The sequence below is a fragment of the Candidatus Symbiopectobacterium sp. NZEC135 genome, assembly GCF_025962695.1.
In genome coordinates this window covers 1-16,523 of record NZ_JAGFPF010000018.1, presented here as the reverse complement: position 1 = coordinate 16,523, position 16,523 = coordinate 1, and the positions used below count along the sequence as shown (strand labels likewise).

The 16,523-nt window shown below is 50.8% G+C and carries 15 protein-coding genes and 1 pseudogene; 3 read left to right on the top strand and 13 right to left on the bottom strand.

The window, feature by feature from the left end; genetic code table 11:
• Window positions 1–8 precede the first annotated feature (8 nt).
• Both pheT and ihfA read left to right on the top strand, forming a co-directional pair.
• Window positions 9–2,396: a phenylalanine--tRNA ligase subunit beta gene (gene pheT, locus J5224_RS11365; RefSeq protein WP_264625487.1), complete on the top strand. Its 2,388-nt coding sequence runs from the start codon at window positions 9–11 to the stop codon at window positions 2,394–2,396.
• 4 nt (window positions 2,397–2,400) lie between these two features.
• Window positions 2,401–2,697, top strand: a complete 297-nt coding sequence (gene ihfA / locus J5224_RS11360) for an integration host factor subunit alpha (protein WP_009112984.1) — start codon at window positions 2,401–2,403, stop codon at window positions 2,695–2,697.
• A gap of 30 nt (window positions 2,698–2,727) precedes the next feature.
• Here ihfA and J5224_RS11355 read toward each other — a convergent pair whose 3' ends face one another.
• From J5224_RS11355 to nadE, 4 genes are all read right to left on the bottom strand, one after another.
• On the bottom strand, window positions 2,728–3,138 hold the full coding sequence (locus tag J5224_RS11355; protein WP_264625486.1) for a nitrous oxide-stimulated promoter family protein: 411 nt from the start codon (window positions 3,136–3,138) through the stop codon (window positions 2,728–2,730).
• 160 nt (window positions 3,139–3,298) lie between these two features.
• Entirely contained in the window at window positions 3,299–5,017 is a 1,719-nt protein-coding gene (locus J5224_RS11350; RefSeq protein ID WP_264625485.1) for an ABC transporter ATP-binding protein, read from the bottom strand.
• A 79-nt stretch (window positions 5,018–5,096) separates the two neighbouring features.
• Window positions 5,097–5,987: an aromatic amino acid DMT transporter YddG gene (yddG, locus tag J5224_RS11345; RefSeq protein ID WP_264625542.1), complete on the bottom strand. Its 891-nt coding sequence runs from the start codon at window positions 5,985–5,987 to the stop codon at window positions 5,097–5,099.
• Window positions 5,988–6,064: 77 nt separating this feature from the next.
• Complete coding sequence (gene nadE / locus J5224_RS11340) at window positions 6,065–6,889, bottom strand: ammonia-dependent NAD(+) synthetase (protein WP_264625484.1); 825 nt, start codon at window positions 6,887–6,889, stop codon at window positions 6,065–6,067.
• Between the two features lie 227 nt (window positions 6,890–7,116).
• Here nadE and osmE point away from each other — a divergent pair, with 227 nt between their 5' ends.
• On the top strand, window positions 7,117–7,449 hold the full coding sequence (osmE, locus tag J5224_RS11335) for an osmotically-inducible lipoprotein OsmE (RefSeq protein WP_196906997.1): 333 nt from the start codon (window positions 7,117–7,119) through the stop codon (window positions 7,447–7,449).
• 91 nt (window positions 7,450–7,540) lie between these two features.
• Here osmE and J5224_RS11330 read toward each other — a convergent pair whose 3' ends face one another.
• The 9 genes and pseudogenes from J5224_RS11330 to J5224_RS35555 all read right to left on the bottom strand — a co-directional run.
• Window positions 7,541–8,941 (bottom strand): L-cystine transporter, encoded by a 1,401-nt coding sequence (locus tag J5224_RS11330; RefSeq protein WP_264625483.1) that lies wholly within the window; start codon window positions 8,939–8,941, stop codon window positions 7,541–7,543.
• 122 nt (window positions 8,942–9,063) lie between these two features.
• Entirely contained in the window at window positions 9,064–9,639 is a 576-nt protein-coding gene (locus J5224_RS11325) for a metal-dependent hydrolase (RefSeq protein WP_264625482.1), read from the bottom strand.
• 91 nt (window positions 9,640–9,730) lie between these two features.
• Window positions 9,731–10,687 carry a pectin acetylesterase PaeX gene (paeX, locus tag J5224_RS11320; protein ID WP_264625481.1) on the bottom strand — a complete coding sequence of 319 codons (957 nt, stop codon included), beginning with the start codon at window positions 10,685–10,687 and terminating at the stop codon, window positions 9,731–9,733.
• Between the two features lie 325 nt (window positions 10,688–11,012).
• Complete coding sequence (locus J5224_RS11315; RefSeq protein WP_264625480.1) at window positions 11,013–11,735, bottom strand: oligogalacturonate-specific porin KdgM family protein; 723 nt, start codon at window positions 11,733–11,735, stop codon at window positions 11,013–11,015.
• Window positions 11,736–12,108: 373 nt separating this feature from the next.
• The gene (locus J5224_RS11310; protein ID WP_264625479.1) at window positions 12,109–13,398 is read right to left on the bottom strand and encodes an ABC transporter substrate-binding protein; all 1,290 of its coding nucleotides are present in this window, start codon (window positions 13,396–13,398) and stop codon (window positions 12,109–12,111) included.
• A 15-nt stretch (window positions 13,399–13,413) separates the two neighbouring features.
• Complete coding sequence (locus J5224_RS11305) at window positions 13,414–14,541, bottom strand: ABC transporter ATP-binding protein (protein ID WP_264625478.1); 1,128 nt, start codon at window positions 14,539–14,541, stop codon at window positions 13,414–13,416.
• A 13-nt stretch (window positions 14,542–14,554) separates the two neighbouring features.
• Complete coding sequence (locus tag J5224_RS11300) at window positions 14,555–15,460, bottom strand: carbohydrate ABC transporter permease (protein ID WP_264625477.1); 906 nt, start codon at window positions 15,458–15,460, stop codon at window positions 14,555–14,557.
• A complete protein-coding gene (locus J5224_RS11295; protein ID WP_195313325.1) occupies window positions 15,453–16,343 on the bottom strand; it encodes a carbohydrate ABC transporter permease in 891 nt (296 codons plus the stop codon). The genes J5224_RS11300 and J5224_RS11295 overlap by 8 nt, the downstream gene beginning before the upstream one ends.
• Before the next feature lie 42 nt (window positions 16,344–16,385).
• Window positions 16,386–16,523: pseudogene (locus J5224_RS35555) on the bottom strand (exopolygalacturonate lyase); the annotation flags it as partial.

Below are 16,523 nucleotides of genomic sequence, written 5' to 3'. Positions count from 1 at the left end.
ACAGTATTATGAAATTCAGTGAACATTGGCTGCGCGAGTGGGTTAACCCGGCGATCAGCAGTGACGAACTGTCAGAACAGATTACCATGGCCGGCCTGGAAGTGGATGGCGTTGAGGCAGTTGCAGGGGCGTTTCATGGTGTGGTGGTAGGCGAAGTTGTTGAATGCGGCCAGCATCCCAATGCCGATAAGTTGCGTGTCACCAAAGTTAACGTAGGCGGTGAGCGTCTGCTGGATATCGTGTGTGGCGCGCCCAACTGCCGTCAGGGGCTGCGCGTTGCTGTTGCAACCATCGGTGCCGTGCTGCCGGGCGATTTCAAAATCAAGGCCGCCAAACTGCGCGGTGAACCTTCTGAAGGGATGCTGTGCTCGTTCTCCGAACTGGGCATTTCTGAAGATCACAGCGGTATTATTGAACTGCCGCAGGATGCACCGATCGGTACCGATATTCGTGCCTATCTGGGGCTGGATGATAATGCTATCGAAATCAGCGTGACGCCTAACCGCGCCGACTGCTTGAGTATCATTGGCGTGGCCCGTGATGTTGCGGTGCTGAATCAGCTGCCGCTGACGGCGCCGGACATTACGCCGGTCGCGGCAACGATTTCCGATACTTTCCCGATCCGTGTAGAAGCGTCTGACGCTTGCCCACGCTATCTGGGGCGTGTGGTCAAAGGTATTGATGTGAAGGCGGCAACACCGCTGTGGATGCGTGAAAAACTGCGTCGTTGCGGTATCCGTTCTATCGATGCCGTGGTGGATGTGACCAACTACGTGCTGCTGGAACTGGGGCAGCCGATGCACGCTTTCGATCTGGATCGCCTGAATGGCGGTATTGTGGTGCGTCTGGCGCAGGAAGGCGAAACCCTGACGCTGCTGGATGGTAATAAAGCCACGTTGAATGCTGACACCTTGGTGATTGCCGATCACAACAACGCGCTGGCAATGGGCGGTATTTTCGGCGGTGAGCACTCCGGTGTTAACGGTGAAACTCGTAATGTGCTGCTTGAGTGTGCCTATTTCCATCCGCTGGCGATCACCGGGCGTGCCCGCCGTCACGGCTTGCACACCGATGCCTCGCACCGTTACGAGCGCGGTGTCGATCCTGCGTTACAGTACAAAGCGATGGAACGTGCGACCCAACTGCTGCTGAGTATTTGCGGTGGTGATGCTGGGCCGGTGATTGATGTGACCAATGACGCTCATTTACCTGCCCGTGCAACCATTACGCTGCGCAGAGAAAAACTGGACCGTTTGATTGGGCATGTCGTCCCTGATGAACAGGTGAGCGATATCCTGACTCGCCTTGGTTGCAGCGTGACACGCACTGACACAGGCTGGAGTGCGGTAGCACCGAGCTGGCGCTTTGACATGGAGATCGAAGAAGATTTGGTGGAAGAAGTTGCCCGTGTGTACGGCTACAACAATATTCCCAATATCCCGACCCATGCGCCGTTAACCATGACAGCGCACCGTGAAGCAGCGCTTTCGCTCAAGCGCGTGAAAACGCTGCTGGTTGACCGTGGTTATCAGGAAGCGATCACCTACAGCTTTGTCGATCCTAAAGTGCAATCGCTGATTCATCCTGGTGAAGAAGCGCTGATTCTGCCAAGCCCGATTTCCACCGACATGTCAGCGATGCGTCTGTCGCTGTGGAGCGGTTTGCTCGGGGCGGTGGTGTATAACCAAAACCGCCAGCAGAGCCGCCTGCGTCTCTTTGAAAGCGGTTTAAGATTCGTTCCTGATAGTCAGGATAAACTCGGTATTCGTCAGGATGTTATGTTAGCTGGCGTGATTACCGGGAATCGCTATGATGAACATTGGGATCTGGCGCGTCAGACGGTTGACTTCTATGACCTTAAAGGTGATTTGGAAGCGCTGCTGTCACTGACGGGTAAACTTTCGGAAATTGAGTTCAAAGCTGAATCACACCCGGCGTTGCACCCGGGCCAGAGCGCAGCGATTTATCTGGCAGGTGAAGCGGTTGGTTTCATTGGCGTAATTCATCCAGATCTGGAACGTAAACTGGATCTGAATGGCCGCACTGTGGTGTTTGAACTGAGCTGGAATAAGGTCGCAGACCGCGTGGTTCCTGATGCGCGCGAGATTTCTCGCTATCCGTCGAACCGTCGCGACATCGCGGTTGTGGTAGCAGAAAACGTTTCGGCAGGCGAAGTTTTGTCAGAATGTAAGAAAGTTGGCGCAAATCAGTTAGTTGGCGTAAACTTGTTTGACGTGTACCGAGGCAAGGGCGTGGAAGAAGGGTATAAGAGCCTGGCGATCAGTCTGGTATTGCAAGATACCTCTCGTACACTGGCAGAAGAGGATATTGCCGCTACCGTATCACAATGCGTAGAGGCACTAAAACAGCGATTCCAAGCATCCTTGAGGGATTGAACCTATGGCGCTTACTAAAGCTGAAATGTCAGAATACCTGTTTGAAAAGCTCGGGCTGAGTAAACGGGATGCCAAAGAACTCGTCGAACTTTTTTTTGAAGAAGTTCGTCGGGCTCTGGAAAATGGTGAGCAGGTAAAGTTATCGGGGTTTGGTAATTTCGATCTGCGCGACAAGAACCAACGGCCGGGACGTAACCCTAAAACGGGTGAAGATATTCCGATTACGGCGCGCCGGGTGGTCACCTTCCGTCCAGGGCAAAAGCTCAAAAGCAGAGTCGAGAACGCCTCTCCCAAAGAGTAGTTCTTACATGCGATTCACAAAAAGGCCGCGTCAGCGGCCTTTTTTTATGGCGTGATCCGGGCTCGCGGTCTGCGGTTGGGGCTCCCGCGTCGTGGGAGCCTGCCGTGGCGTATGCGCCGGCACGGGGCGGTGGTCATCAATTAAATGGCGTATTGCCAGAATAGGGTGGTGCAACAACATTCTTGGCCCCGACCAACGCATAATGGCCCGAATCTGTTCACGTTTGGCCGGTTGATAGCAATGAATGGGGCAATGCTTACAGGCGGGTTTCTCTTCGCCGAACTGGCAGCGCTCAAGGCGATTGGTGGCATAAGCTGAAAGCTGTTGATAGCGATCGGCATGCTCCACGTCAGCCGGATGGTGCTTTTCATACAGATCTATCATCAGCAGAACGGTACGCAGTTCTCGCCGGCGATATTTTCCCATTGGTTTTCGTGCCACGGTTCGTCTCTTATCCCGCCACCTATATTGGTGTATTTTAAATGCAATTTAGTGGTTGGGAAACGATGAGTGTCAAAAAAGCGGGAAAAAAAGGGAGTAGGTAGGAAAACGGCGAGAGACAACACTCTCGCCTGAAGATGACCGCATAGCGATGACGCGGTTATGCCTGACCAAACTGGGCCTGATGCAGACGGGCATAACTGCCGCTGTTATCAAGCAGAGCCTGATGGCTGCCTTGCTCAATAATCCGCCCCTCATCCACTACTACGATACGATCGGCGTTCTGAATCGTCGCCAGACGGTGTGCAATCACTAGCGTAGTGCGTCCGCTTGATAGCTCGCTCAGTGATTGCTGAATCGCCTGTTCCGTTGCCGTGTCCAGCGCCGAAGTGGCCTCGTCCAAAATCAGAATCGGTGGGTTTTTAAGGAAAATCCGCGCTATGGATAAACGCTGTTTCTGCCCCCCGGAGAGTTTCACTCCACGTTCACCGACAACGGTATTCAATCCGTCTGGCAAGGTGGCAATCAGTTCATCAAGCTTGGCGCGCTGAGCGGCGTGCATCACTTCTTCATCGCTTGCCCCCAGTTTACCGTAAGCGATGTTTTCCCGGATGGTGCCACCAAACAAAAAGACATCTTGCTGCACGATGCCGATCTGATGGCGCAAGGACGCTTGCGTCATGTTTCGGATATCAATCCCATCGATGGTAATAGCGCCCGCGTTTACGTCATAAAAACGGGGTAACAGAGAACACAAGGTGGTTTTCCCTGCGCCTGATGGACCAACGAATGCCACGGTTTCTCCTGTCTGGATAGCGAGGGTTATGTCATGCAGCGTGGGTCTTTCCGGCGAGTAGCCAAAGCTAACGTTTTCGAAGCGGATATCACCTTTCAGGTGCGTGACCGCACGGGCATCGGGGGCATCCTTGATATCAGGCACCGTATCGATCAATTGGGTGAAGCGCTTAAACCCGGCAATACCCTTCGGATAGCTCTCCAATACGGAGGTTATCTTGGCGACTGGACGGAAGAACACTTCAATCAGCAGCAGGAAACCAATAAAGCCACCGTAGGAGAGTTCACCTTGAATCACATACCATATACCCGCCAGCATGATGATCAGTTGAATCAAGCGTGTGCTGAGATAGCTCAGCGTCAGGCTCGCGGTCATGATGCGGTAGGCTTGCAGTTTTATGGTGCGATAGTTCTCATTGTCCTGCGCGAACAGCGCTTTTTCATGAGACTCATTGGCAAACGCCTTAACCACACGGATACCGCCAATGCTCTCTTCGATGCGCGCATTAAAGTTACCGACTTGGCCGAACAGACGTCGCCAGGTGTCGGTCATCTGCGCGCCGTAGCGGCTGACCAGATAGGTCATGAACGGCACAATGACCACGGTGATCATCGCCAATGGCAGATGTACGGTAGCCATCAGGATAAAGGCACCTATGAAGGTCATAATGGCGAGGAACAAATCTTCTGGACCGTGGTGAGCCACTTCGCCAACTTCTTCAAGATCTTTGGTCACATGGGTGATGATATGCCCGGTTTTCATATTATCGAAATAGCGGAACGGCAGGTTTTGCAGATGCTCAAAAGCCTGACGGCGCATATCGGTTTCGATCCCGACGCCCAGCGCATGTCCCCAGTAGTTGACGATCGCCATCAGCGCAGTGTTGAGCAAATAGACCAGCAGCAAAGCCACAGAGGCGAGTAAAATGAGTGACCAATCTTGAGCCGGTAACAGCTTGTCGATGAACGCCTTGATGGCCATCGGGAAACCCAGTTCGAGCAAACCGGCGATGATGGCGCAGCCAAAATCAAGAACAAACAGCCCCTTGTAAGGGGCGTAGTAAGCAAAAAAACGCTTTAACATACAATACGATGAAATAAGTTAAATAAATGTGAAACGCACTATAACAGGTATTGTCTGCTGAAGGGAGCACGATAAGTCCCTACTGTTTTTGTGTTTCCCGCGTTGCCCACCAACAGACCAATGAACCCAGCGTAATCATGGCGACACCCTGCCAAAAGGCCACATCGGGCACCGTATGCAGCCAAAGGGCGGCCAGCAGCGTTGAGAACACCGGCGTGAAATAAGATGCGGTGGCCAGCAATGTCATGTTGCCGCGCTGAATACCGGTATTCCAGGCGGAATAGGCAACGGCTGTCGATGCGCCCATAAACAGCAGTTCCAGTCCGGTGGTGAGTGAAAACGCCATCGGTGGACGCGATGAGGCCGCGTATTGCATCCACAGCACAACGCTAACCGCGAGGAAGAACACGGTATTGCCGCTTTTTCCCCGAGCGAGACGTTTGGTGATATTGCAATAAAGCGCCCAGGAAATGGCCGCAGCAAAGGCCAGTCCGTAGGCCAGCGGGTTGGTCAGAATGTTTTGCCACATCACTAAGGGTGACCAGTGGCTTTCGCCCTTCATCATCCAGACGATACCCACCAGCGCCAGTGCGACCCCGATCCATAGCCCAAGACTGCTTTTTTGTTGATTGATAAAAACCGCGAACAAGAGCGTGAGGCTGGGCCAAAGGTAATTGATCATGCCCATCTCCATTGCCTGAACACGATTCGCGGCAAAGCCGATGGAGAGTGACAAAAAGATTTCGTAACAGACGAAAAGCAATCCACCGCCCAATAAATAGCCTTTGGAAAAACCGCGCAGAGACGGGAATCCGGAGAACAGCACCAGGCAGAGCGTACAGGTGCTGTATATCATCGCCGCCCCGCCGACAGGGCCGAGGGCTTCGGTTAAACTGCGTAACAGACCGACAGAGGTACTCCAGAGCAAAATCGCTAACAGGCCTGCCAGCGTAGCGCGTTGTGGGGTCATATCCATGTTGATTATCATTGTTCCAAAAGCAAACGGATGCCGTTTCCGGCATCCGTGCAGCGTCTACTGCCTGCCTATCAGTGCCAGAAATCGTCAAATACAGTAACCGGAGGACGGCGCTTGTGTTCGGTCTTTTTATACCAGTTTTCGATAATGGCCGCGCGACCCGCCTCGAGCGTTTTCCCTTCCAGATAGTCATCAATCTCGTTATAGGTGACACCAAGGGCGGTTTCATCGGGTAAAGAAGGGCGATTCTCTTCCAGATCGGCCGTAGGGGCTTTGGTGTACAGGTGCTGCGGGCAGCCGAGTACCTTCAGTAGCGCTTTTCCTTGCCGTTTATTTAAACGAAAAATAGGATTGATATCTGTGCCGCCGTCACCGTATTTGGTAAAGAACCCCGTGACGGCCTCTGCGGCGTGGTCGGTGCCGACTACCAGACCCGCGTTCATGCCCGCAATGCTGTATTGCGCCTTCATGCGCTCGCGCGCTTTTTCATTGCCTTTGACAAAATCGGACAGCGTCACGCCGATGGCTGCCAGGGTGGCTTCACTCGCTTCAACAGCGGGCTTGATATTCACCGTTAACACGCGGTCCGGCTGAATGAAGGCGATGGCATCTTGGCAATCGGCTTCGTCCGCCTGAATGCCATACGGCAAACGTACAGCGATAAACTGATAACGCGTATCGCCGGTTTCGCTACGCAGTTCATTGATGGCTGTCTGGCACAGTTTGCCGGTCAGCGTAGAATCTTGCCCACCGCTGATCCCCAGTACTAACGAACGGATGAAGGGATTGGCCTTAAGATAATTCTTTAAAAAATCAACGCTGATGCGAATTTCGGCATCGGGATCGACAGTAGGTTTAACACCCAGTGCCTGGATGATCTCTTGCTGCAATGACATGGTGGCCCCCTTCCTGAACCTGTTGATACTGCGAAATAATTAGCTTGATGGTTAGAGTGTAAAGCTAATCGTCGTGAAGAAAAAGGACAAGCAGTGCGCGCGTATTATTACTTTTCTTGGCGTAAAAAGGGCCTGGTGAGACAAAAAAGGGAGGCGAATGCCGATTTGAAAAATTGCCGCGTGCCATCTAGCCTTGTCAGTGACCCATTAATGAATGAGGTAATAACATGAAAAATAATCAACTACTGATATGTCTTGGTGCTGCGGGGGCTCTCCTTCTTTCTGGGTGTTCAGCCTACAATCGTGCAGAAAGTAGTTTTACCGAGCCGGTGGTTAAAGAAGTGAAGACCGGACAGACCAAACAGCAGGTGCTGCAAATTGCTGGCGCGCCCGCGTCAGAAGTACGGTTGAAAAATGCCAGAGGCACCTGCTTTAACTACCTGTTGAAAAACCGTGATGGCACGGCACAGAACTATTTTGTGAGTTTCAACGATCGTGGGCAAGTGCTGAACAAGGGCTTCCAAAGCTGCGAAGCTTATGACACCAATCCCCAACGGTAATCACGCTTTGTGCGTATAACCGTCTGCGTAAACAAAAAACCGGCAGGGTAGACCTGCCGGTTTTTTATGACGGAATGCCCACACCTGAGTATCAGGTGTGGGACGGGTTCAAGACTGACTCATCATTGGCCGCAAAACGTACCTTGTCGGTTTGTTTCAGTAACTGGCTGGTCACAGTCCCCGCGGTCATTGAACCGCTCACATTGAGCGCGGTACGCCCCATATCGATCAAGGGTTCGATAGAGATCAGCAGAGCGACCAGCGTTACCGGCAAGCCCATGGCGGGCAAAACGATCAGTGCAGCGAAGGTCGCACCGCCGCCTACGCCCGCGACGCCAGCAGAGCTAATGGTCACGATGCCCACCAGCGTGGCAATCCACACCGGGTCCAGCGGGTTGATACCGACGGTGGGGGCAACCATCACTGCGAGCATGGCAGGATAAAGCCCGGCACAGCCGTTTTGCCCAATCGTCGTGCCAAAGGATGCGGCAAAGCTGGCGATGGATTCCGGCACGCCGATGCGGCGTGTTTGTGCCTCTATGCTGAGCGGAATGGTAGCTGCACTGGAACGGCTGGTAAACGCAAAGCTCAGCACTGGGGCAATTTTGCGAAAGAAACGCAGTGGGTTGATACCCGTTGAGGCCAACAACACCCCATGAACCACAAACATGATGCCAAGACCAAGGTAGGAGGCGACGACAAAGCTACCCAGTTTGATAATATCCTGCAAATTCGATGTCGCGACCATTTTGGTCATCAGCGCCAACACACCGTAGGGGGTCAGTTTCATCACCAGGCGAACCAACTTCATCACCCAGGATTGCAGCGTATCAATGGCTGCCAAGACGCGTTCACCCTTGGCTGCATCATCGCGATGCAGTTGCAGCGCCGCAATACCGAGCAGAGCGGCAAAAATCACCGTACTGATAATTGACGTGGGGTTAGCGCCAGTAAGCTCAGCAAAGGGGTTTTTCGGGATGAATGACAAAATCAACTGCGGCACATTCAGGTCGGACACTTTGCCCGCATAATTACTCTCAATGGCGCTGAGACGGGCAGTTTCTTGCGCCCCTTGCACCAACCCTGAAGCGCTCAGGCCAAACAGCAGGGTAACCAGCACGCCGATCAGCGCGGCGATCAGGGTGGTTAACAACAGAGTACCTAGGGTAAGTACGCTGATTTTTCCTAATGATGATGCATTGTGCAGCTTGGCAACCGAATTCAGGATTGAAACGAAAACCAGTGGCATAACAATCATTTGTAACAGCTGAACGTAACCGTTACCCACGATGTTAAACCAGGCAACGGAAGCCTTGATGACCGGATTATTGCCACCATACACCAGATGCAGCGCAAAGCCGAACAGCACGCCGATAACCAGCCCGAGCAGTACCTTTTTCGCCAGACTCCACGTTGGGTTACGGCTGGCATAAGCAAGCAGGGCGATCAACGCCAAAAAAATGATAATATTAGCCAATAGTGCAACGGACATACCGTCTCCTCCCTAAAAATGAAAACGGGCGCTAGGATAACAGCTCCTTATGGCTTGCGTTATATCAATCCTGCGTATCTTGTACGTAAATCGCATAGCGTTCACGGTGGTAAGGAAAAGCACTAGCGCAGCAACTGGCTGAATTGACTGCGGGCAGAATCATACCAGCGACAGGCCTGCTCGTAGCCGTAGCAGGCACCTGCGCGCGGAGTGTGGTACAGCGAAAAGCCAATCAGCGCCAGACAGAGTACTCGCTCGAGTTGGTTGCCTTTCTGGCTGTTGAGCAGCGGTAGGCGAAAACGCCAGCGGCAGGGCCATAGCAAGGGTACTCCGGCCGAGGTCAACATATCGGCCATGATATGGCTGAGATAGCCAATCAGCATCGCGTGGTAGGCATCGGTCGGGATTGGCCAATCGGCAGGCAATTGCAGACGGATAAAACAGATGACGGCCACAATGGCCAGCAAACTGTGGGTGAAACCTCGGTGTCCAAAGGCACGGGCGACAGGCCCGGAAATCCAGCGTAACCGTTGCCCCAATACGGATTTTGGGTGATCGATATCTGGCAGCAACGCGGTTAGCAGCGCACCCGGAATGATATGCCACCAGTCTCCGCTCGCCAGCGCTGGCGTGAGTTCTGCGTTTTTGGCAAAAATAGCGCAGGCAACGGAGAATAGCAGATGTCCTTCCGCAGTCATGGGGTTTCTCAGTGAACTGTTATTTTATCCAGTATAGAGAAATATTCCCCGCTGCGGAAGTTGTGACGGCGTAACTATTTATGTCTTGCGGTTATTTCTTGCTGCTGGCGCTGTCAACGGGCAATGCACTGATCCAGGCATCAACCAGTTGCGGCCAAACGGCGACCGGCAACCCTGTGGTGCCGCGAATGCCAAAACCGTGTTTGCCTTTTTCAAACAGGTGCATTTCCACCGGAATATGTTTCGCCTTTAGCGCAGAAAACATCACCATGCTGTTCTCAACGGAAACAGACGGATCGTCCACGGCATGTACCAAAAACGTTGGCGGGGTCTGCGTACTCACATGCTGATCCGGTGAGTAGCGCACAATACCCGCTTCGTCAGGATGCTTCCCCAGCAACTGTTTGCGTGAGCCCGTGTGGCCGATATCATCGCGCATAGAAACCACTGGATACATCAGTACCATAAAGTCAGGGCGCGCACTCAGGCGATCGATATCATCCTGCGCTGGCGTTACCGTACGGTCAAATTGAGTACCAAGGCTGGCTGCCACGTGCCCGCCGGCGGAGAATCCCATCACGCCGATGCGCTGTGGATTGAGCTTCCAGTTGGCAGCCTGTGCCCGCAACGTGCGCAACGCGCGCTGCGCATCTGCCAGTGGCGCATCAGCACCTTCTTTGTGGCCCTCTCCCGGCATGCGGTAGGTCATTACGAACAAGGTATAACCCTGCGCGTTGAAATAGGGGGCCAGATCGCTGCCTTCTTTATCCAGCACCACGCGTTGATAAGAGCCACCCGGGGTGACCAAAATTCCTACACCATTCGGTTTTTCTGGTGCATACACGGTGATTTCTGGGGCTCTTATTCCGGTGGCTGCGCGATCGCGCAGTGTCGGGTCCTTGCTGCGTTCAACCACCTCGGGTTTGGCCGATGAGGTAACTGCACCCGGCGCTTCACCTTGCGGCCAAACAGAAAAAGTGGTGTTGGCAAAACTGATCCCAGACATTGACACTAATAATGCTCCAGCAATAAGAGAACGTGAAATCATAGTATACATCCACAAGAAATTAATGAGAGGAACCGAGGGGGTAGCATGGAGAGTTTGAGCGGAAAAAAAAAGGGTGTTCATCACATCGGAGAGAAAACGAACACCCTAAAAACCACAAAATATATATCAAGAAATAACGTTCATACACGAAGAGGGTAATTCAGACACAGAATACATAAACTAAAGCTAACTATCGCAATGCTAAAATTACTGCGGTACGGCTAACAGCTAAGACGTAAAAAGGGATATTCGGGAACGCTACCACACACTGTTAACCTGAATATCCCTGTACTGCTTTTGCTTAATGTTTAATCGTTAATCACGATTAGAAGCTATATTGAACACCTACGCGGAAACGGGTCTGGCGGTGATCGGAAGTGCCATCCTGAACAACGTTACCGATAGCGGTATACGGTTTCCAGTTTTTATCCCATTTGTAGGACAGTTTGACGTCATGTTCCAATAACCAGTTGTCATTGTCATACAGAGTGACACCTGCTTTGGTGGTTTTCTTATAATCCATTTCGTAATCAACTTGCCAATCTTTCAGGAATTTATAAGAAAGCACACCGGTGATGTTATAACCACTTTCAGACGTGTAATCAGTGGCTTTGGTTGAACCGATTTTACCGCTGTTGCGTTTGTAGTAAGGACGATAGCGCAGTGAATAAGACAAGTCGTTGGTAATATTCACTTTACCGCGCAGGTAAGGGCGATAGTTGTTGGATTCAGAGCTGGAATCCATGGAGAAACCAGGTTCAATAGACCATGTTTTATCGAAGTTATAAACATAGCTTGCAACCACTTCAGTACCGTTACTGACCGGTTCGCTGAACGGACGGTTTGGCGTAGTATCTTTACCGCTTTGTTTCCATTTGGCTTCAACAGACAAACCAAAACCATTGGCAAAACGATTAGATATAGACAAACGATCTTTATGACCGGCACTAGGAGTATCCTGCATTTCATGACGATAATCAATTGTGACTGCCATTGCGTTGACGCTAACGAGCGAAGCCACGGCCAGAGCTAATAATTTTAATTTCATTTTATTATTTCCCATCGAGTAATAACATTTATGCTAAAAGACGCATTTGTGCTTATTGGAACAAGTTCTATTTTATTTATTCTCAAATTCTATTTTGTGATCCGGATCGGTTTGAGTAACAAAAAGTAAAATAGGGTTTCAAAATGTGAACTTGATCGGCGGGGAAATAAAGCGTGTTTCAATTAAAATGAAAAAATCCCTGCCATGCAGGATGACAGGGATTTAAGGTGTATATACCCGTCATACTTCAAGTTGCAGATGCGTTGGCTGCGTTCGTTCACCCGAATCACTTACTTGTGTAAGCTCATCGGGATTCATTCACTTGCCGCCTTCCTGCAACTCGAATTATTTAGTGTATATTAGGTAAACACTATTACTTCATTGCACGTTTCAAAATACGTTCAGACTGACGCTGGAAGTATTTAGACGCTTCATCAACCGTTTTCTGACCGTAGTCGATAGACTGAATGGTATCACCAAACAGGGCTACGATTTGCGGGTCATCAAAGTACGGAGACACACCGATTTCGTGCGGTAAAGTCAATGCCTGATTCAAACCGGCAACCGCATTGGAATCATCTTTGATAACGCCATCGCTACGCAGTTGTGCCACAGCTGCCTTGCTCAACGGTACGCCACGTTCCAGACCCAGCGCTTGAACACCTTCTTTGCTGTTCAGCAGGAAGTTGATCAGCATTGCCGCTTCTTTCGGGTGTTTAGACGATTTACCGATAGAGAGCATCTGAGCCGGTTTGAAGAACAGACCTGCATCTTTAGCACCTGGCAGCATCGGGTAGTTACCCAACGTCAGCTTGGCAGGCGGTTGCAGGTTATCAGAGTACTTGGTAATGGTGGAGTTCCACATGTAAGTACCAGCCCATTCGCCTGTGATCCACGGCTTCATTTCATACATGTTGCTCTTGCCGAAAGAAGCGTAGTACTTCAGGTCCGGCATAACGTGGCTATCAACCAGTTTTTTGTACATGCCGAAGAAGTCAGCCCACTGCGCGTCGGTGTACGCGAATTTCTGGGTTTTCACGTCGATAGCCGGGATGCCGTACTTCTGAACCATGTAAGAGTTCAGCAGTGCCAGCGTATCCTGGTGCTCCATGATGACAGGGTAGTACTGGGTGCCCAGTTTTTCTTTGAACACTTTACCGGCGTTCAGCAGTTCGTCCCAGGTTTTCGGGTATTCCAGGCCAGCTTTTGCCCAAGTATCGGTGTTGTAGTAGAACACACGTGCAGTAACAGAGATCGGAATGCCGTTCAGCTTGCCGTCAACGGTGGTGTTGTTCAGTTCTTTTTGTTCGAACTGCGCTAGGTCGATAACCCCTTTCTGTTTGTTCAGATCGTAGAAACCGTCACCGTTTTTGGAGAAAATCGGCAGCCAGTTCCAGTTGGTCTGCATCACGTCAGGCTCGGTGTTACCGGCGATCTGTGTGGTCAAACGTGCCAGGTGGCCGTCCCAACCGGTGTATTCTGCTTTAACGGTGATGTTCGGATTTGCCTTTTGGAAATCTTCAATCGCTTTCAGCGTCTGTTGGTGACGGCCATTGCCGCCCCACCAGGACATACGCAGTTCAACGTTATCAGCTGCAAAAGATTGATGCGCCAGCAATGCCAGAGATGAGGCTATCAATGTATGTAGGATCGCTTTTTTCATCGGTAACTACTCCTGTTAAAGAGAGATATTTTGTTCTGTTTTTGCATCAAAGATATGGCACTTATCCATATCAAACTTAAAGAACACCTGACGGTTCAGGCCATTCTTAATAATCAATCGAGCATCCTCAGAAGGAATACGACTGGTTATCTCAAAGCCATCAACCTTTATGTACATAAAGAATTCATGACCCATGTTCTCTACGCGTACCAGTTCGCCGACAGAGTGGTTGTCTTCAAACTGTGTGTCGGAAACAGAGACATATTCAGGGCGAACGCCGAAGAAGATATCCTGTGTCAGGTGAGAGCGAACTTTATCCTGCTGTGCAGCATTCAGGGGCAGGGTGTAACCCCCTACGTGCAGAGCAATCTGACCGTTAGTTTCGACCAGTTTGCCCGGTTTGATGTTCATTTCTGGCGCGCCGATAAAGCCTGCCACGAACATGTTTTTCGGATAGTGGTACAGGTTATCCGGCGTATCCACCTGCATGATGTGACCCAGTTTCATCACGCAGATACGGTCGCCCATGGTCATGGCTTCAGTCTGGTCGTGGGTAACGTAGACGCTGGTTGCCGGCTTGCCGCTTTTCTTCAGCTGTTTGTGCAGGTCAGAAATACGGATACGCATGGAAGCACGCAGTTTGGCATCCAGGTTGGACAACGGTTCGTCAAACAGGAACACGTCCGGTTTTTTCACGATAGCGCGGCCTACGGCTACACGCTGTGCCTGACCACCGGACAACTGACGCGGCAGACGATCCATCAGGTCTTCCAGCTCCAGAATTTTGGCCGCTTCGTTAACCTGTTCTTCAATCTTCTCTTTTGACAATTTTGCCAGTTTCAGACCGAACGCCAAGTTCTCACGCACCGTCATGTGCGGATACAGTGCATAGTTCTGGAACACCATGGCAATACCACGATCTTTCGGCACCAGGTTGTTAACGATGCGCTCACCAATGCGAACTTCACCGCCACTGATGGTTTCCAGACCCGCCAGCATACGCAGGGTAGTGGACTTGGCACAGCCAGACGGTCCAACGATAACCATGAACTCACCGTCTTTGATGGTCAGATCGATACCGTGAACTGCTTTGAAACCGTTGGAATACACTTTTTCCAGTTTATTGAAAACTACTTCAGCCATGATAAATCCTCTATTAACCTTTAATTCCGCTGCTGGTCACGCCCTGAACAAAGTAGCGCTGTGCCAAGAAGAAAATGATGATGGATGGCAGGATCGAAATACTTGCCATTGCTAAGATTTCGTTCCAAGGTGCGCCTTCTGTTACGTCGATGGACATTTTCAGAGCCAACGCAATCGGGTATTTATCCACGCTGTAGACATAGATCAGCGGGCCGATAAAGTCGTTCATAGACCACATGAACTGGAACAATGCGACAGAGATGATGGCCGGTTTCAGAATCGGCGTAACCACATACCACAGCACCTGCCAGGAATTACAGCCGTCAATCTGTGCTGCTTCTTCCATATCACGCGGTACACCGCGCAGGAACTGAATCAACATGAAGACGAAGAACCCTTGGGTTGCAAATGCACAAGGCAGATACAACGGCATATAGCTGTTCAGCATGCCCATTTCACGGAACATGATGTACTGAGGAATCAACAGTACCGTGCTTGGCAGCAGCATGGTCGCGATCAATGTTCCAAACCAGAAGTTTTTCCAAGGAATCTCGAAGCGGGCAAAGCCATACGCAACGATAACCGAAGAGATAATGGTCAGGATCACTTTCGGGATTACAAACTTGAACGTGTTCAGCATGTAATGACCGAAGTTGTATTCCGTACCGGTTTTCCAACCGTTAACGAAACCATCGCTGGTCGGGTTATCAGGAAACAGGCCCAGTGTGGTAAAGATTTCATGGTTCGGTTTGAACGATGCAGAGAACATCCACGCCAGTGGATAGAGCATCAACAGACCAACAAACAACAAAACAACATAGCGTACAGCCGCATTCATTTTTTCTTTACGCAACGTACGACGAACTTCTGCTTCTGCGAGGGCTTGCGCCGATGACAGATTAGAATGGATATCAGCCATTTTTTCCTCCTTTATCGGCGGAGTAGAACACCCAGTATTTAGACGACTTGAACGAGATTGATGCGAACACAGCAACGACCAGGAACAATACCCATGCCAACGCTGCACCATAACCCATATCGAAATACTTGAACGCCGTATCGTAGATATAGAGCGAGAACAGGTAGGTGTAGTGGGTCGGGCCACCGCCGGTAATGACATACGGTGCGGTAAACTCTTGGAACGCCTGCGTGGTCTGCATGATGAAGTTGAAGAAAATAACCGGCGTAATCAACGGTACCGTTACTTTCAGGAACATCTGCCATTTAGACGCACCATCGATCATCGCAGCTTCATACTGGGACTGCGGTACGTTCTGCAACGCGGCAAGGAAGATAACCATCGCGGAACCGAACTGCCATACGCGCAACAGCGTGACTGACATCAGCGCCAGTGAAGGCTCACCCAGCCAGTTGATAGCATCGAAACCGAATACGGCCAGGAAGCTGTTCAACAGGCCATCGATGGCGAACAGGGCACGCCACAACACGGCAATGGCTACGCTACTACCGAGAATAGACGGTACATAGTAAGCAGTACGGAAGAAACCGATACCACGCAATTTGAAATTGAGCACAAATGCAATCAGCAGTGCGAAAATCAATTTCAACGGAATGGTCAGGAATACATAGGCAAAGGTAACCCACAGGGATTTCCAGAAGAGGTCATCTTCCAGGAACATCCGATGATAGTTTTCCAAACCCGTAAACTCAGGTGGATTCATCAGGTCATATTCAGTAAAACTGAGCACGAACGATGAAATAAAGGGGAAAGCGGTAAAAACTATCAACCCTATTATATAAGGGGAGATATAGGCTAGCCCCAGCCTTTTGTTTTCATTCATAATGCTTACCTACTTAGTAATTGAGAACCATTAAAATAAAAATCAATGTGTTAATAACTCTGGATAAATTAATTCCACGTCATAAACAATTCTGTTTTCCCCATTAAAGCGAAAATCACCGTGGACGTATCCACCCTGCGTCAAAAGTGCCGGTACCGCGTCACGTTTACCGTGACAAGC